Here is a 17067-nt window from a genome sequence, read left to right on the forward strand (position 1 = left end):
CATGACAGGAGCAGCGATGCGTTTTTCAGAAGACAAGATGGCCAGCCTGCTGTGCAGCGACCAGGTCGAGCGGCCGATCCACATCTGGCAGCCCGAGCATCCACGTGCCGTGATCCTGGCGATCCACGGCGGCATGGCGCACGCAGGTGACTACGTCACACCGGCGCTCTACTTCCGCCAGCACGGTATCGCCACCGTCAGCTTCGACATGGTGGGCCATGATGGCCAGCGCAAGGTGGACATTCCCTCGTTTGACGCCTTCCTCGACGACGCGGAGCTGTTCCTCGCCTGGGTCAAACAGACGTATCCGGGCATGCCCGTATTCGTCATGGGCCACTCGATGGGCGGCCTGATCGCCACGCACCTGGGGTTGCGGCGCTTCGCGGGCGATGCGGCCATCAAGGGGTTTGTGATTTCATCGCCGTATTACGTGAATGCGATACCCGTGCCGAAGGTGCTGCAGATGCTGTCGGGCTGGCTGGCGCGGCGCTTCCCCACGATGAAGGTGCCGCTGGGGAACCTGACCATGCTGCTCACGCACGATCAAACCATCACCGCGCGCCATTTCCAGGATGAGCGCGACGGCATCCGTGCCAGTGCCGCATCGGTGCGCTTTGCCCATGCCTTGACGTCGGCGCAAAAGGAACTGGCGGGCGGCTTGTCGGACTGGCGCTTCCCCCTGTTCGCCGTGGTGGCGGGCGACGACAAGCTGGCCGACAGCCGCGCCACGGAAAGCCTGCTGCGCAGCGTGCCCGATGGCTTGCTCGACTATCACTACTATCCGGCCAATTATCACGAGAACTTCAATGAAGTGAACCGCGATGTCATCTTCGCCGCCATCCTGGCCTGGATGGAAAAACTGCTGGCACCCGTGCCGGCGTGAGACGCCAGTATCGTTATAATCGGCTAGACTGAATTTACCGCCGGCGCATGCCGGCCCGGTCCCCGCGGCACAGGGGAATACTCAAGGAACGAACGATGCGCTTGCTGATTGCCCTGTTACTCCCGTGGCTGACCTTTTTCACGATCGGCCGCCCGATCGCCGGCATCATTTGCCTGATCCTGCAAATCACCCTGATCGGCTGGCTGCCAGCGACGATCTGGGCCGTGTACGCGCTGAGCCAGTACAAGACGGACCAGAAGATCGCCGAGGCCATGCGCCGGCGCTAACGCTGTTCTAAGGCTGTCCTAAGCTGCGCTTCCTATCTTGATTCAACCGACATGAGGAGAGTGAGATGGCATCAAACAGACGCAGACGCGGTACCCTGGGCTTGGCGGCGGCAATGCTGGCCGCCGGGCTGTTGCTGGGAAGTGCGGCGCAGGCCCAAACCGACAGCGCGCTGCCGCCCGTGCAGAAGAGCGGGGCGGTGGAATACCTGAGCGGCGGCATCGGCCTCGACGAGTCGACGGCCATCAAGAGCGCCAGCCGGCATTGGCCCTTGAGTCTCGTGTTTTCCGTGCAGGCGGCGGGCAAGGCGGAATTTGCCTCCGACGTGAAGCTGGAAATACGCGACGCCAAGGGCGCGCCGGTGCTGGAAACGACGGCCAGCGGACCGTTCCTGCTGGCGAAACTGGCCCCGGGCAGCTACAGCCTGCGCGTCACCCTGGCCGGCAAGACGCTGGAACGCAAGCTGCAAATCAAGGCTGGCAGTTCCGCGCGGGTAGAACTGATCTGGCCGGCCGGAACGAATCAAGGTAAATCCTGATGCCTGGCGACGGCAAGGCGCCTGAACAGGGCTTGTCGGCGCGGGGTTTGTCGGCGCATATCCTGCCCACGTCGGCGACCATGGTCGGCGTCTGCATGACGGTGCTGTCGATCGGGCACCTGGCGCCGCGCGGCGAGGTGCGCGTGGCCATCGACAAGCTGCTTGCTGTCGACGCCATCGTCTTTCTCGTCAGCGCCGTGCTGTCGTTCATGTCGCTGCGCCCCGGCCAGTCGCGCTCGCGCTACGAATGGTGGGGCGAGCTGCTGTTCATCTGCGGCCTGGCCCTGCTGGCGCTGGGCGCCGTGGTGCTGGCCTTTGTCATCAACTGAACCCGAGATCAACTGACCTTGAGCACGCGCCCTTCGGCGGCGCTTTGCAGCGCCAGTTCGATCAGGCGTATCGTCGCCGCCGCATCTTCGGCTGCCACGGGCGCCGCTGCGCCGTGGCGGATGGCGTCGGCCATGCCCTGGTAAAAGTCCTGGTAGCGGCCCGCCTGCATCTCCAGGTGTTCACAATGTCCGTCCGGCTGCGTGCCCAGATGCAGCGCGCCGCGCACGGGATCCATGCCCCAGCCAGGCTGGCCCGGCCTGCCGCCCGCCTTCAGGGCGTCTTCCTGCGGGTCGAGGCCAAACTTCACGAAACTGCCCTTGTCGCCATGCACGGCGAAGCGCGCCGTTGGCGCCTTCACCAGGCAGCCCGCTTGCAGCACCACGCGCAGCCGGTCGTAGTACAAAACGATGTGCATGTAGTCGACGGCTTGCGCGCCATCGCGCTGCAGGACGATATCGGCGTACAGCTTTTCCGGCTGGCCGAACAGCTGCATGGCCTGGTCCAGCATGTGCGGGCCCAGGTCGTACAGCAAGCCGCCGCCCGGCGCGGCGGACTCGCGCCAGCGCTGGCGGATCTCGGGGCGGAAACGGTCGAAGTGCGATTCGACGCTGGCGATGCGGCCCAGGGTGCCCTGCGCCAGCAGTGCTTTCAGGGTCAGGAAGTCGCCATCCCAACGGCGGTTGTGGTACACGCTGAGCACCAGCTTGCGTTCTTTCGCCAGCGCGATCAGGCTCTGCGCCTCGGCACTGGAAATGGTGAACGGCTTGTCGACCACCACGTGCTTGCCGGCCTGCAGGGCCGCTTGCGCCAGGCTGAAATGCGCTTCGTTGGGCGCGGCGATGACGACCAGTTCGATGGATGGATCGGCAAACAGCTGCGCGGGTTCCGCATACACGGTGGCGTGCGGCCAATCCTTGTGCACGAGTTCCGGCTTGCTCGAGGCGACGGCAGTCAGTTCCAGGGCATCGATGGTGGACAGGACGGGAGCGTGGAAGGTGGAGCCGGCAAAGCCGTAGCCGACGAGGCCGGTTTTGATCTTGTTCATGGCGTGTTCACAGGTGCGTGGAAGAATCCATGATCATACCCGCAAGCGGGCGGCGGCAGCGCTGTTGCGATGTTGCTGCGCTGCCGCCGCCCGGACATTACTTCAGGCGCCAGACGTATTGCACCTTGACGCTGGCGCTGACAGGCTTGCCGCCGGCGAGGGCCGGCTTGAACGTGCACTTGGCGATGCCGGTGCGCGCCGCCTCGTCGAGGGCCGGGTGGCCGCTGCTTTTGACGACGCTCGAACCCGTTACCTTGCCGGCGGCATCCACGTCGAAGGACATGTTGACCGTGCCCTCTTCCTTCGCCTGCCGCGATGAGGCTGGCCAGACCGGTTTGCCGCAGACGCCAAAGTCGACGATGGGGCGGCGCTCGAGCACGGGCGCGCTGTCGGCGGCGACGGCCTGGCCGTAGATGCCGAGGCAGGCGCCGGCCAGGGCCAGCAGCGGCACGGCCGCCTTCCAGTTCAGGGTGTGTGGTGCGGGGCGCAGCAATCGTTTGATACGTGACATGAGATCTCCTCCGTTGGCCGCCTGGGCCAGGTGGTGGGTTGAGAACTGGAGGCGTTCCAGTTCCGAAAGTGCAAGAGCCAGACGCCGCGGTTCGCCCAGTTGTCTTGCTGCGAAATCATCTGCAATGTGTTCGCGCTCGAGGCGCACGCCGCGTGAAATCCACCAGACGGCAGGGTGGAAGAACAGCAGCGCCTCGATGGCGTTTTGCAGCAGGTTGATCAGATAATCGTGGCGCCGGATGTGCGCCAGTTCGTGCGCCAGCAGCGCGTCGAGCAGGTGCGGCGGCATGCCGGTCAACAGCGCGGCGGGCACCAGCACCATGGGGCGCCAGATGCCGGCCGTGAGCGGGCTGGCGATGTTGTCGAGCACGCGCAGCCGCACGGGCCGCGTCACGCCCGCATCGTGCGCCATGCGCGACAGCCTGGTCTGCAGTGGTCCATGCGTGGCGCCCGTGTTCCTTGCGCTGCGCTCTATCCACAGCATGCCCAGCGCCATGCGCACGGCCAGCACGGCGGCGCACAGGGCCCAAACGCCAACGACGGCGCGCAGCAGCAGGTCCAGGTCGGGCAGGCTGTCGGGTGCCAGCAGGGCGGCCGGCAGCAAGGCGCTGGAGTACAGGGAGCCCGTGGCGTCGCCACCGGCCAGGCGCAGATACAGGCCCGCCGCCGGCCATGCCAGGCATGCCAGCAGGGCGCCGCAACCGACGGCGTAGCGCGCCTCAGGACGCGCATTGCGCAGGGCTGTCCACGCCAGCGCCGTGGCGCAGCCGATCAGCAAGGCTTGCCACAGGAAGTGCAGCAGGGTCCAGCCCAGTGCTGGCACGAAGCCGCTCATGACTGATCGTCCTTGAGCATTTTTTCGATTTCCTCGCGTTCGGCACGCGACACGCCCGTGCGCAGCGCCGCCAGCACCAGCGCCTTGGCCGAACCGGCAAAGGCCTTCTGCATCAATTCCTTGAGCAGATTCGTCTGCAGGCTGTCCTGCGCCTGCGCCGGCGCATATACGTGCGAGCGCTGGCTTTCGTCGCGGATCAGCAAGCCCTTGCCGTGCATGATCTGCATCAGGCGCAGCACGGTGCCATACGTGATGGCCGGCTTGGCCAGCGCCATCGCCTCGTGCACCTGCTTGGCCGTGGCGGCGCCCAGCGGCCACAGCGCCTGCAGCAGATCGAGTTCGGCTGCCGTCGGTTTCGGGATGTCGTGCGTCTTGGCCATGCGGTTTTCCTCTTGCCTGAAATTCAATATGGCTAGATTAAACCGTGTAGACAAAAATGTATACTTTAATTTTAATAGGCCTTCAAACGCCTTTCAGCGCGGAGGAAAAGTCTAGACAAGGCTGTTTATACGCCATGTGTGCAGGCGAAAAAAAAAGACGCCGCGGCGTCTTTTTTTTGGGGGAAGATGAATTAGCCCGCCAGCTTGGCCTTCAGCAGTTCCGTCAGCTGGGCCGGGTTGGCCTTGCCTTTGGAGGCTTTCATGGCCTGGCCGATCAGCGCGTTGATGGCCGCTTCTTTGCCGGCGCGGTACTGCTCCACCGACTTGGCATTCGCCGCCAGCACTTCATCGACGATGGCTTCCAGGGCGCCCGAGTCCGAGATCTGCTTCAGGCCCTTGGCGTCGATGATGGTGTCGACCAGGTTCTCGTCGCTGGACTTCGCTTCCCACATGCCGGCGAAGACTTCTTTCGCCGCCTTGTTCGAGATCGTGCCGTCGGCGATGCGCTTGAGCATGGCGGCCAGCTGCGCGGCGGAGACGGGTGCGTCGTCCAGGTCCACGCCTTCGCGGTTCAGGGTCGACGAGACGTCGCCCATCAGCCAGTTGGCGGCGGCCTTGGCGTTTTCCTTGCCGGCCTTGTCGACCACGGCGACGAAATAGGTGGCCATGGCTTTCGATTGCGTCAGCACCAGCGCATCATATTCAGGCAGCGCGTATTCGCTGATGAAACGGGCGCGCATGGCGGCCGGCAGTTCCGGCATCGAGGCCTTGACGGTGTCGATCCACGCTTGCGAGATGACCAGCGGCGGCAAGTCAGGGTCCGGGAAGTAGCGGTAATCCTGCGCGTCTTCCTTGCTGCGCATTTCGCGCGTTTCCTTGCGGTCCGGATCGTACAGGCGCGTCGCTTGCACGACCTTGCCGCCGTCTTCGATCAGCTCAATCTGGCGGCGCACTTCCACGTGCACGGCTTCTTCGATGAAGCGGAAGGAGTTCAGGTTCTTGATTTCGCAGCGGGTGCCGAATTCCTTCTGGCCGACAGGGCGCACGGAGACGTTGACGTCGCAGCGGAACGAGCCTTCCTGCATGTTGCCGTCGCAAACGCCCAGCCACATGACCAGCGAGTGCAGGGCCTTGGCGTAGGCCACGGCTTCGGCGGCGCTGCGGATTTCCGGTTCCGACACGATTTCCAGCAGCGGCGTGCCGGCGCGGTTCAAGTCGATGCCGCTCATGCCCGCGTAGTCTTCATGCAGCGACTTGCCGGCGTCTTCTTCCAGATGAGCGCGCGTCAGGTTGACCGTCTTGGTGACGAATTCGCCATCCTTTTCATAGCCGAAGGTCAGGGCGCCGCCGATGACGACGGGGTCTTCGAACTGGCTGATCTGGTAGCCCTTGGGTGAATCAGGGTAAAAATAGTTTTTGCGCGCGAAGACCGAGTGCGGCGCGACGGTGGCGCCCACGGCCAGGCCGAAGCGGATCGCGCGGTCGACGGCCTGCTTGTTCATCACGGGCAGTACGCCTGGCAGCGCCAGGTCGACGGGGCTCGCTTGTGTGTTGGCGTCGGCGCCGTACTTGATTGGCGAACCGCTGAAAATTTTGGATTCGGTCGTGAGTTGCACGTGGTTCTCAAGACCGATGACGACTTCCCATTGCATAGTGTTCTCGCTTATTTTTTGGTGGCGCCACCTGGGCGGCGCGTCTGTTCTTATTAAATACCGGCAGGGCTGCGCGTATGCCAGTCCGTCACTTGCTGGAACTGGTGGGCGACGTTCAGCAGCCTGGCTTCGCCAAAATAATTGCCGATGATTTGCAGGCCGACGGGGCGCTTGCTGTTTTTCTCGCCTTCGCCGAAGCCGCAAGGGATCGACATGCCGGGCAGGCCGGCCAAGCTGGTCGACAAGGTGTAGATGTCGGCCAGGTAGTTCGCCACCGGGTCGTCCGTCTTGTCGCCCAGGTCCCAGGCGACGGTCGGCGCGACCGGTCCCATGATGACGTCGCAGACGGCGTTCGGGCCATTCAGGACGGCGTCGAAATCCTGCGCGATCAGGCGGCGGATCTTTTGCGCTTTCAGGTAGTAGGCGTCGTAATAGCCGTGGCACAGCACATAGGTGCCGACCATGATGCGGCGCTGCACTTCCGGGCCGAAGCCCTGGGCGCGCGACTTCTTGTACATGTCCTGCAAGTCCTTGTACTCGGTGGCGCGGTGGCCGTAGCGCACACCATCGTAGCGCGACAGGTTCGACGACGCCTCAGCCGGGGCGATCATGTAGTAGGCGGGAATCGACAAGGCCGTATTCGGCAGCGAGATGTCGACCAGGGTGGCGCCCAGCTTTTCATACTGCGCCAGCGCGCCGCGCACGGCCGCTTCCACGTCCTTGGCCAGTCCTTCGCCGAAGTATTCGCGCGGCACGCCGATGCGCAAGCCCGTGAGGGGTTGATCGAGGTCGCGCGAAAAATCTTCCGCCACGCCGCCTTGTTCCGGCGACAGGCTGGTCGAATCGCGCTCGTCGAAGCCGGCCATGGCACTCAAGAGCAGGGCGCAGTCTTCGGCCGAGCGGGCCATCGGGCCGCCCTGGTCCAGCGACGAGGCAAAGGCGATCATGCCGAAGCGCGAGACGCGGCCATACGTCGGCTTGATGCCGCTGATGCCGCAAAAAGCGGCAGGCTGGCGAATCGAGCCGCCCGTGTCGGTGCCGGTGGCCGCCGGCGTCAGGCCGGCCGCCACGGCGGCGGCCGAGCCGCCCGACGAGCCGCCCGGCACGGCGTGCTTGTCCCACGGATTCTGTACGGCGCCGAAGGCGGAGTTCTCATTGCCGGAGCCCATGGCGAATTCATCGCAATTGACCTTGCCCAAGGTGACCATGCCGGCCGCCTGGAATTTTTCCACCACGGTGGCGTCAAACGGGCTGGCGTAGTTGGCCAGCATTTTCGAGCCGGCCGTCGTGCGCCAGCCTTTGGTGACGAACAAGTCCTTGTGCGCGATCGGCACGCCCGTCAATGGCGTGGCCGTGCCGGCGGCGATGCGCGCGTCCGCTTCGGCCGCTTGCGCCAGGGTCAGGGCACGGTCGACGTGCAAAAAGGCGTTCGAGTTGTCCGCTTCGATGCGGTCGAGGAAATGCGTCGCCAGCGCAACGGCGGAAATTTCCTTGTTCTGCAAAAGCGTGGACAGCTGTTTGATGGATTTTGTATGCATGGCGTTTCTATTTTGATATTCGACGGGAAGGCAACAGCATGGAGCGGCGCAGTTACTCGATGACCTTGGGGACGAGATACAGGCCATCCTGTACCTTCGGCGCCACGGCCTGGTAGGCGTCGCGGCGGTTCTGTTCCGTGGCCAGGTCTTCGCGCAGGCGCAGGGCGATATTGTCCATGTGGGCGGCCAGCGGGTGGCTCAGGGGCGCCACGCCATCGGTATTGACGGCTTGCATTTGTTCTGCCAGTGCAAAAATCTTGTTCAATTGGGCCAAAGACGTGACGGCCTGGTCGTCGGCCATTTCAAGTTGGGCCAGGTGGGCGATGCGTTTTACGTCGGAGAGTGTCAGGGACATGGCGAATGGCGCGGAGTGCCGCGCATTAGTATTAAGTTGGCGTTTTGATAAAACGCGGGTATTTACTGCTATTTTGCTCACAAAAATCGAGGAATGCCGCGTAACTCGCGGCTGCAAGAGTCGCACTTTTCCATGGTTTTTGAGCAAATCGCATTCAAATTATAAGGTAGAATGGCGGGTTAATGCGTTGCCGGCGCTGATGGACCGCTGCCGCAGCATAGAAAAGATTGCGCAAGCGCCAAGCGAAACCCGAAAAAATCGCCTCCACGGATTTTCAGGGTGCCTGAAAGCGCCCGCTTTGAAACTCCCCATAAACAGCTTTTGCGCAGCTCGATGCGCTACAGGACACTCATGTTTGGTTTTTTACGCAGGTATATCTCCACCGATCTGGCCATTGACTTGGGCACGGCCAACACCCTTATTTATGTACGCGGCCTCGGTATCGTCCTGGACGAGCCATCCGTCGTCGCCATCCGCCAGGAAGGCGGTCCGAATGGCAAGAAGACCATTCAGGCAGTCGGCAAGGAAGCCAAGCAGATGCTGGGCAAGGTGCCGGGCAATATCGAAGCGATTCGTCCGATGAAAGATGGCGTGATCGCCGACTTCACCGTGACCGAGCAAATGCTCAAGCAATTCATCCGCATGGTGCACGACTCGAAATTCTTCCGTCCATCGCCGCGCATCATCATTTGCGTTCCTTGCGGTTCGACCCAGGTCGAACGCCGCGCGATCCGCGAATCGGCGCTAGGCGCCGGCGCCTCGCAGGTGTACCTGATCGAAGAACCGATGGCCGCGGCCATCGGCGCGGGCTTGCCCGTGTCCGAAGCGACCGGCTCGATGGTGGTCGACATCGGCGGCGGCACCACGGAAGTGGGCATCATCTCGCTGGGCGGCATGGTCTACAAGGGTTCCGTGCGCGTGGGCGGCGACAAGTTCGATGAAGCCATCGTCAACTACATCCGCCGCAACTACGGCATGCTGATTGGCGAACAGACGGCCGAAGCCATCAAGAAAGCCATCGGTTCGGCTTTCCCTGGTTCGGAAGTGAAGGAAATGGAAGTCAAGGGCCGCAACCTGTCCGAAGGCATCCCGCGCTCGTTCACCATCTCCAGCAACGAGATCCTCGAAGCGCTGACTGACCCGCTGAACAACATCGTCTCGGCCGTGAAAAACGCGCTGGAACAGACGCCGCCGGAACTGGGCGCCGACATTGCCGAAAAAGGCATGATGCTGACGGGCGGCGGCGCACTGCTGCGCGACCTGGACCGCCTGCTGATGGAGGAAACCGGCCTGCCGGTGCTGGTGGCCGAGGACCCGCTCACCTGCGTGGTGCGCGGTTCCGGGATGGCACTGGAACGTATGGACAAGCTCGGCTCGATCTTCTCCTACGAATAATCTGACAGAAGGGCCGGAAACCAATCCGGCCTTTTTTTGGTTTTGGCGCCGGCGTTTGACCGGGGCCTGCACGTTGGCGCACTGCGCCTGGCCTGATCATTGGAAGTCATGGAATACAGTCCTCCGCCACTTTTCAAACAAGGCGCCTCTGCCCGCGTCAAGATGATGGTGTTCGCCGGCATTTCTATCGCCCTGCTGCTGGTCGATTCGCGCATGCACGCGCTGACGGCCGTGCGCCAGGCAGTCGGCACCGTGCTGTACCCGGTGCAGATGGCGGCCCTGGTGCCGCGCGACGTGGCGCTTGGCGTCGGCAATTACTTTTCTTCGCTGTCCGCCCTGGAAAAACAGGTGCGCGACCTGAAGCACGAACAGATCGCCTCGGCGCAGATCCTGCAGCAGGCGCAGCTCAACATCGTTGAAAACAACCATTTGCGCAAGCTGATGGAAGCGCGCGAGCGCGTCCCCGTCAAGACCATGATGGCCGAAGTGCTGTACGACACGCGCGATTCGGCCACGCGCAAGATCGTGCTCGATCGCGGTATCCAGCATGGCGTGGAACTGGGCCGCCCCGTGATCGACAATCTCGGTGTGGTGGGACAGGTCACGCGCGTGTTCCCCTTCACCTCCGAAGTGACCTTGCTGACGGATGAAGAGCAGGCCATTCCCGTGCAGCTGCTGCGCAATGGCGTGCGCAGCGTGGCCATCGGCCGCGGCAAGTCCGGCACTATGGAATTGCGCTTCACGGCCCCCAGCGCCGACATCCAGATCGGCGACATCGTCATTACCTCGGGCCTCGACGGCCTGTACCCGGCTGGCCTGGCCGTGGCGCGCGTGACCCTGGTCGAGCGCAATGCGCATGGCCCGTTCGGCCGCGTCGTGTGCCAGCCGCTGGCCGGCATCGAACGCAACACCCAGCTGCTCATCCTGATGACGTCGCCCGAGATTCCGCCGCGTCCGCCCGCCGAAGATATCAAGACGGGCCGCAAGATCGCCGGCAAGATGGCGCCGATCAAGGACCCTGCCAAGGAGGCTGCGGCAGCTGCAGCGCCTGCCGCCAAGCCGCCTGCCGCCAACGCGGCCGCGCCCGCGCCCGCAAAACCTGCGACGCCCGCGCCCGCACCTGCCGCCGTGCCACCGAAGGAAGCGACACGATGAACCGCCCGCATTACATCCTGCTGCCGGTCAGCCCCCTGTTCATCGGCTTTTCCCTGCTGTGCGCTTTTCTGCTGAACCTGCTGCCATGGGGGCAGTTCGTCGGAGTACCCGATTTCGTCGCGCTGGTGCTGGTCTTCTGGGGCATCCACCAGCCGCGCAAGGTCGGCATCGGCGTGGCCTTCTTCATGGGCCTGATGATGGACGTGCACGACTCGACCCTGCTGGGCGAGAACGCGCTGGCCTACACCTTGCTGTCGTATTTCGCCATCATGATGCACCGCCGCGTGCTGTGGTTCCCCATCATGACGCAGGCGCTGCACGTGCTGCCGCTGCTGCTGCTGACGCAGGCACTGCAATTGCTGACGCGTTTGATCGTCTCGGGCCGCTTCCCCGGCTGGCTCAATTTCATCGAGAGCTTCGTCGCCGTCGCCCTGTGGCCCATCGTCACGTGGATCTTGCTGGCACCGCAGCGCCGCGCCGTGGACCGCGACCATAACCGGCCGATCTGACGAGCGCCTGCCATGACTGAACTCAAGAACACCGAGCGCGAACTGCATTTTTTCCGCATGCGCCTGACCATCCTGGGCGCGCTCGTCTTCGTCTGCTTTTCGCTGCTGCTGGCGCGCTTCATCTGGCTGCAGGTGATCAAGCACGAGGACTATGCGACCAAGGCTGAAGACAACCGCATCGCCGTGGTGCCCATCGTGCCCACGCGCGGCCTGATCCTCGACCGCAACGGCGTGGTCCTGGCGCGCAACTACTCGGCCTATACGCTGGAAATCACGCCATCGAAATTGAGCGCCAGCCTCGACTCCGTGATCGACGAGCTGTCGACCCTGGTGCAGATCGACATCAAGGACCGCCGCCGCTTCAAGAAGCTGCTGGAAGAATCGAAGAACTTCGTCAGCGTGCCGCTGCGCACGCGTTTGACGGACGAGGAAGTGGCGCGCTTCACGGCGCAGCGTTTCCGCTTCCCCGGCGTCGAGGTGCAAGCGCGATTGTTCCGCCAGTATCCGATGGGCGAGGTGGCCTCGCACGTGGTGGGCTTCATCGGTCGCATCAACCGCAATGAAGCCAAGGGGCTGGAAGAGGGCGAGGACGCGGCCAACTACAACGGCACCGACCATATCGGCAAGGAAGGCCTGGAAAAAAGCTACGAAAAGCAGCTGCATGGCACCACCGGCTACGAAGAAGTGGAAGTGTCGGCAGGCGGGCGCGCCATGCGCACCTTGTCGCGCACGGCGGCCACGCCCGGCAACAACCTGATCCTGTCGATCGACATCGAGCTGCAAAAAGTGGTCGAAGAAGCGTTCGGCGAATGGCGCGGCGCGGCCGTGGCCATCGACCCGGCCACGGGCGACATCCTCGCCTACGTGTCCAAGCCTGGCTACGACCCCAACCTGTTCGTCGACGGCATCGACCAGCAAAGCTGGAACGAACTCAATACCTCGCTGGACCGGCCGATGGTCAACCGTCCCCTGTCGGGCACCTACGCACCCGGCTCGACTTTCAAGCCTTTCATGGCGCTGGCCGCGCTGGAACTGGGTAAGCGCACGCCGAGCCAGTCGATCTCCGATCCCGGTTTCTTCATGCTGGGCGGGCATATGTTCCGCGACGATAAAGTCGGCGGCCATGGCACGGTCGACATGCACAAATCCATCGTCGTCTCGTGCAACACCTATTATTATCAGCTGGGCCGCGACATGGGCATCGACGCCATTCACGACTTCATGAAGCCGTTCGGCTTCGGCCAGCTGACGGGCATCGACCTGAATAACGAGAAGACGGGCGTGCTGCCGTCGACGGAATGGAAGCGCAACCGCTTCAAGACGCCGCAGCAGAAAAAATGGGTGGGTGGCGACACGATTTCGGTGAGTAATGGTTCCGGCTACAATTCCTACACGCCGCTGCAGATCGCCCACGCGACGGCCAACCTGGCCAACAACGGCGTGGTGATGAAGCCGCATCTGGTGAAGATCATCGAAGACGCGGCCACGCGCGCGCGTACATTGACCGTGCCCAAGGAAAGCTACCGCATTCCGCTCAAGCAGGAAAACATCGACACCATCAAGCGCGCCATGGTGGGCGTGACGAGCGAGCAGGGCGGCACGGCCGCGCGCATCTTCACCGGCGTGCAGTACACGGTGGGCGGCAAGACGGGTACGGCACAGGTGGTGGGCATCAAGAAAAACGAGAAGTACAATGCCAAGCTGCTGGCCGAGCGCCTGCGCGACAACGCCCTGTTTACGGCCTTCGCGCCGGCCGACAAGCCGCGTATCGCGATCGCCATCGTGGTGGAAAACGCGGGCTTCGGCGCCGGCGTGGCCGCACCGATCGCGCGCAAGGCGCTCGACTACTACCTGCTGGGCAAGCGTCCGAGCGACAAGGAAAGGGACACCACCAAGGTGCCCAAGGAAGATGTCGACGAAGTGCGCACCCTGGAAGAAATCACGGACGAGCAGGCCGCCCCGGCACCTGCCAGGCAATAAGGAAGCACATGCCCATTAACGAGAGGCGCTCGCTGTGGCGGCGCGCCAAACCCTACCTGGCGGTGTTCGATCCGCCGCTGATGATCATCATCCTGATGCTGCTCAGTACCAGCTTGCTGACCCTGTATTCGGCCAGCATCGGCATTCCCGGCAAGATCGAGGATCACCTGCGCAACATCCTGCTGTGCTTTTTCGTCATGTGGGTGGCGGCCAATGTCACGCCGCAGATGATGATGCGCATCGCCGTGCCCGTGTACACGGTATCGGTGATCCTGCTGGTAGCCGTGGCGCTGTTCGGCACCATCAAGCTCGGTGCGCGGCGCTGGCTGCATATCGGCGTGATCGACATCCAGCCGTCCGAATTCCTGAAGATCGCCACGCCGCTGATGCTGGCCTGGTTCTTCCAGCATAATGCGGGCGCCCTGCGCTGGAAGTCGTTCCTGATGGCGGCCGTGCTGCTGCTGGTGCCCGTCTACCTGATCGCGCGCCAGCCCGACCTGGGCACGGCGCTGCTGGTGGTGGCGGCCGGCTTTACCGTCATCTTCCTGGCCGGCCTGTCGTGGAAGGTGCTGGCCGGCTTGCTGATCACCTTTGTGTCCTGCCTACCGATCGCCTGGTCGCACCTGCATGATTACCAGCGCGACCGCGTGATGATGCTGATCGACCCGACCAAGGACCCGCTGGGCAAGGGTTTCCATATCATCCAGTCCATCATCGCCATCGGTTCCGGCGGCATGACGGGCAAGGGTTGGACGCACGGCACGCAGGCCCACCTGGAATTCGTTCCGGAGCGCACGACCGATTTTATTTTTGCCGTATATTCCGAAGAATTCGGCCTGGTCGGTAACTTGATCCTGATGCTGATGTATTTGCTGCTGGTGGGACGGGGGATGATGATCGCCGCCAACGCCCCCAGTTTTTTCACTCGCCTGCTGGCAGGAGCGATAACTATGATTTTCTTTACGTATGCCTTTGTCAACATGGGCATGGTCAGCGGCATCGTGCCGGTGGTCGGCGTCCCCCTCCCATTCCTCAGCTATGGCGGCACCGCGCTGCTGACCCTGGGCGTGGCAACCGGTATCCTGATGAGTATTCAGCGCCACCGCAAGCTGGTGCAGACCTGATGCGGGCGCCTTTCGACACCTTCGCCATGCGCGGATTGAGCCTGGCGGTCTTGCTGACCCTGGCCGCCTGCGGCACCACGCCGCAAAAGTCCGCATCGAATAACGTGCCGCTGCCGTCCGGCGGCAAGGTCAAGGTGCCCGTGCGCCAGGATCCCACCTTGCCGGTATTGCCGGCGGCCGGCTCCGGGCGCGGCGGCTACTACAAGGATGACGGTCCCGGCGACAATCCGCCGGCCAACCTGCGCGACGTACCCGACGCGGAAGTGCGCAACGAGCCGTATTCGACGCGCTCGAACCGCCCGTATGTCGTCTTCGGCAAGACCTACACGCCGATCACCGACAACGAACCGTTCAAGCAGAAGGGCACGGGCACCTGGTATGGCAAGAAGTTCCATGGCCAGCGCACCTCGTCGGGCGAAATCTACGATATGTACAAGATGACGGCGGCCCACCCGACCTTGCCGATTCCATCGTATGCGCGCGTGACGAGCATCGACAGCGGCCAGCAGGTGATTGTGCGCATCAACGACCGCGGCCCGTTCCACGCCACGCGCGTCATCGACGTGTCCTATACGGCGGCGCTGAAACTGGGCTTCCTTGGCAAGGGCAGCCACCAGGTGGTCGTCGAACGCCTGCTGCCGGCCGATATCGACGCCATCCTGGCCGCTCGCGCGGCGCCGAAGCCGGTGCCGTCGGTGGTGGCCAGGTCGATCGATACGCCGGCCGACAGCGAACCGGAAATGGGCGCCGTGGTGCAGCCTGAAATCACCGCGCTGTCAGCGGTCGATGCCACCGTGGCCGCGCCCGCGCCAGCGGCGCTGGCCACCGGCTTCTACCTGCAGCTGGGCGCCTATTCGCGTGCGGACAATGCGGAAGCGGGCCGCGCGCAACTGGCGCCGTATGCGCAAACGCTGGGCAATCTCGATGTGGTGCCGGCCGGCCCGTTGTTCCGCCTGTACGGCGGACCGTTTACGAGCCGCACCGATGCGGCGCGCGCGGCGGCCAGCCTGCCGGCGTCGGCGGGTGTCAAACCGATCGTCATTGAGAGATGAACGTAGGTCGGATTAGGCGCAAGGCGCCGTAATCCGACGCGATTGTCAGCAGTCATTTACAGGAGCGCAGTTCCTGCTCCGGGAACTGCGCCTTGATTTTCTCCAGCCGCGCGCGCGTGGCCGCGTCGAGGTCGCGGAACTGGTAAGCGAATTGCTTGCTGGCGCTGTAGCGCGGCGCGACGCGGGCGCTGTGCACGCCCTGTTTGTTGAGCATTGCCAGCTGGCTTTGCGCGCTCGTTTCCGACTTGAACACGCCCAGTGAAATGCCCCAGCGCAGCGGGCTGCTTTCATTCATGATGAAGTAGTTCGTCACGCCCAGCTGTTTCAATTCGCCGGCCTTGCGGTCGGCGCCTTCCTTGCTGCCCTGCGGCGGGATGTACACCATGTAGCTGGAAATGTCCTGGCCGGCCACGTTGCGGCGCGACTGGCGGTCGCCCAGGTCCAGCGTCGCCACTTGCGCTTCGAAGCGGCGGCCATCGGCCAGCAGGAAATTGCCCACTTCCGTGCACGCATACGATGGCGGCGCCGCTGGTGCGGCCGCTGCCGGTGCCGCGCCGTCGGTGGCCGGCGGTGCGGCAGGCGCCGTGGCCTGCTCCTGCGTCAGCAAGGTGAGCTTGCTCGCCTGTAGCTGGTTTTTCAGGCGCGCCGGTTCGCGCGTCTCGGCGCGAAAACTGCCCAGATAACCCTGGCCGATGGCCAGCACCAGCAGGTTGACGCCGGCCAGCAGCCAGAAGACGAATTTCAGCATACGTGGTTTCCTTGTGTTCCCGCGGCCCCGGCGCGCGCGGCCGCCTGCAGGCCGATCATGACGATATTGTCGACCAGGTGCAGCGGCACCGCCAGCGCCAGGGCCGGTGCGATGTGCGGCGCGGCGCCGCCCGACAGCAGGCAGGCGCTGGCGCCGTGCATGCGCACGGCCCGTTCGATGGCGCCCGCCTGGGCCGCCAGGCAGCCGGAGAGGATGGCGTCGTCCGTGTTGTCGGCAAAGCCGGCCGGCAGCATGGCGTCGCTGGCGATTTGCGGCAGCTGCGCCGTGTTGCGCGCCAGCGAACTGGCCATCAGTCCCAGTCCCGGCAAGATCATCCCGCCGAGGAAAACGCCGTCGGCCGTGACGGCGTCAATGGTGGTGGCGGTGCCGCAATTGGCGACGATGACGGCCTGGCCAGGCGCCAGCGCTTGCGCGCCGATGGCGGCGGCAAAGCGGTCGCACCCCAGCTGCGACGGCGCGCGGTAGCCGTTCGTGAGGCCCGCCAGCTGTGGCAGCGAGACAAAGTCGCGGGCAACGACGGGCAGCATGGCGCGCAGGCGCGTGCCGATGACGGCGCCGGCCACGTTCGACAGCAGCGCCTCATGGATGGCCAGTTGCGCCCATTGCGCAGCCAGGGTGTCGATCTGCGCATGCGCGACGGCGCCGCTGGCCAGCCAGTCGCCGGCGGCACTGTCGGCCGCCACGAGTGCCCATTTGATGCGCGTATTGCCGGCGTCGATCAGCAGCAGCATG

The 17067-nt window shown here is 64.0% G+C and carries 18 protein-coding genes; 10 read left to right on the plus strand and 8 right to left on the minus strand.

The window, feature by feature from the left end; all coding sequences use genetic code 11:
* The first annotated feature begins 16 nt into the window (after positions 1 to 16).
* The 4 genes from OPV09_RS04935 (at position 17) to OPV09_RS04950 (ending at position 2035) form a co-directional block, all read left to right on the plus strand.
* On the plus strand, positions 17 to 883 hold the full coding sequence (locus OPV09_RS04935; protein ID WP_331778682.1) for an alpha/beta fold hydrolase: 867 nt from the start codon (positions 17 to 19) through the stop codon (positions 881 to 883).
* Positions 884 to 978: 95 nt separating this feature from the next.
* Positions 979 to 1170, plus strand: coding sequence for a YqaE/Pmp3 family membrane protein (locus OPV09_RS04940; RefSeq protein ID WP_034749384.1), 192 nt, complete (start codon positions 979 to 981; stop codon positions 1168 to 1170).
* A 65-nt stretch (positions 1171 to 1235) separates the two neighbouring features.
* Entirely contained in the window at positions 1236 to 1706 is a 471-nt protein-coding gene (locus OPV09_RS04945) for a carboxypeptidase regulatory-like domain-containing protein (protein WP_338680740.1), read from the plus strand.
* On the plus strand, positions 1706 to 2035 hold the full coding sequence (locus OPV09_RS04950) for a hypothetical protein (protein WP_338680741.1): 330 nt from the start codon (positions 1706 to 1708) through the stop codon (positions 2033 to 2035). The genes OPV09_RS04945 and OPV09_RS04950 overlap by 1 nt, the downstream gene beginning before the upstream one ends.
* A gap of 8 nt (positions 2036 to 2043) precedes the next feature.
* Here the strand turns inward: OPV09_RS04950 and OPV09_RS04955 are convergent, their stop codons facing one another.
* The 6 genes from OPV09_RS04955 to gatC form a co-directional block, all read right to left on the minus strand.
* Positions 2044 to 3081, minus strand: coding sequence for an oxidoreductase (locus OPV09_RS04955; RefSeq protein ID WP_338680742.1), 1038 nt, complete (start codon positions 3079 to 3081; stop codon positions 2044 to 2046).
* Between the two features lie 97 nt (positions 3082 to 3178).
* Positions 3179 to 4426 (minus strand): M56 family metallopeptidase, encoded by a 1248-nt coding sequence (locus OPV09_RS04960; RefSeq protein ID WP_338680743.1) that lies wholly within the window; start codon positions 4424 to 4426, stop codon positions 3179 to 3181.
* A complete protein-coding gene (locus tag OPV09_RS04965; protein ID WP_046683490.1) occupies positions 4423 to 4806 on the minus strand; it encodes a BlaI/MecI/CopY family transcriptional regulator in 384 nt (127 codons plus the stop codon). Before OPV09_RS04965 ends, OPV09_RS04960 begins: the two co-directional genes overlap by 4 nt.
* 191 nt (positions 4807 to 4997) lie before the next feature.
* On the minus strand, positions 4998 to 6473 hold the full coding sequence (gene gatB / locus OPV09_RS04970) for an Asp-tRNA(Asn)/Glu-tRNA(Gln) amidotransferase subunit GatB (protein ID WP_338682230.1): 1476 nt from the start codon (positions 6471 to 6473) through the stop codon (positions 4998 to 5000).
* Positions 6474 to 6511: 38 nt separating this feature from the next.
* Positions 6512 to 7996: an Asp-tRNA(Asn)/Glu-tRNA(Gln) amidotransferase subunit GatA gene (gene gatA, locus OPV09_RS04975; RefSeq protein ID WP_338680744.1), complete on the minus strand. Its 1485-nt coding sequence runs from the start codon at positions 7994 to 7996 to the stop codon at positions 6512 to 6514.
* Positions 7997 to 8048: 52 nt separating this feature from the next.
* Entirely contained in the window at positions 8049 to 8351 is a 303-nt protein-coding gene (gatC, locus tag OPV09_RS04980) for an Asp-tRNA(Asn)/Glu-tRNA(Gln) amidotransferase subunit GatC (protein WP_034749369.1), read from the minus strand.
* A gap of 351 nt (positions 8352 to 8702) precedes the next feature.
* Here gatC and OPV09_RS04985 point away from each other — a divergent pair, with 351 nt between their 5' ends.
* The 6 genes from OPV09_RS04985 (at position 8703) to OPV09_RS05010 (ending at position 15566) form a co-directional block, all read left to right on the plus strand.
* A complete protein-coding gene (locus OPV09_RS04985) occupies positions 8703 to 9746 on the plus strand; it encodes a rod shape-determining protein (RefSeq protein ID WP_010393186.1) in 1044 nt (347 codons plus the stop codon).
* Positions 9747 to 9854: 108 nt separating this feature from the next.
* Positions 9855 to 10901: a rod shape-determining protein MreC gene (gene mreC, locus OPV09_RS04990; RefSeq protein ID WP_034749357.1), complete on the plus strand. Its 1047-nt coding sequence runs from the start codon at positions 9855 to 9857 to the stop codon at positions 10899 to 10901.
* Complete coding sequence (gene mreD / locus OPV09_RS04995; protein WP_034749354.1) at positions 10898 to 11410, plus strand: rod shape-determining protein MreD; 513 nt, start codon at positions 10898 to 10900, stop codon at positions 11408 to 11410. Before mreC ends, mreD begins: the two co-directional genes overlap by 4 nt.
* 12 nt (positions 11411 to 11422) lie before the next feature.
* Positions 11423 to 13390, plus strand: a complete 1968-nt coding sequence (mrdA, locus tag OPV09_RS05000) for a penicillin-binding protein 2 (protein WP_034749351.1) — start codon at positions 11423 to 11425, stop codon at positions 13388 to 13390.
* Positions 13391 to 13398: 8 nt separating this feature from the next.
* Positions 13399 to 14514, plus strand: a complete 1116-nt coding sequence (rodA, locus tag OPV09_RS05005) for a rod shape-determining protein RodA (protein ID WP_034749348.1) — start codon at positions 13399 to 13401, stop codon at positions 14512 to 14514.
* A complete protein-coding gene (locus tag OPV09_RS05010; protein ID WP_070301636.1) occupies positions 14514 to 15566 on the plus strand; it encodes a septal ring lytic transglycosylase RlpA family protein in 1053 nt (350 codons plus the stop codon). Before rodA ends, OPV09_RS05010 begins: the two co-directional genes overlap by 1 nt.
* 52 nt (positions 15567 to 15618) lie before the next feature.
* Here the strand turns inward: OPV09_RS05010 and OPV09_RS05015 are convergent, their stop codons facing one another.
* Both OPV09_RS05015 and OPV09_RS05020 read right to left on the minus strand, forming a co-directional pair.
* Entirely contained in the window at positions 15619 to 16314 is a 696-nt protein-coding gene (locus OPV09_RS05015; RefSeq protein ID WP_338680745.1) for an SPOR domain-containing protein, read from the minus strand.
* Positions 16308 to 17066 (minus strand): type III pantothenate kinase, encoded by a 759-nt coding sequence (locus OPV09_RS05020; RefSeq protein ID WP_338680746.1) that lies wholly within the window; start codon positions 17064 to 17066, stop codon positions 16308 to 16310. The genes OPV09_RS05015 and OPV09_RS05020 overlap by 7 nt, the downstream gene beginning before the upstream one ends.
* Between the last annotated feature and the right edge of the window lies 1 nt (position 17067).

It is taken from the genome of Janthinobacterium sp. TB1-E2 (genome assembly GCF_036885605.1).
Lineage (GTDB): Bacteria > Pseudomonadota > Gammaproteobacteria > Burkholderiales > Burkholderiaceae_D > Janthinobacterium > Janthinobacterium aestuarii.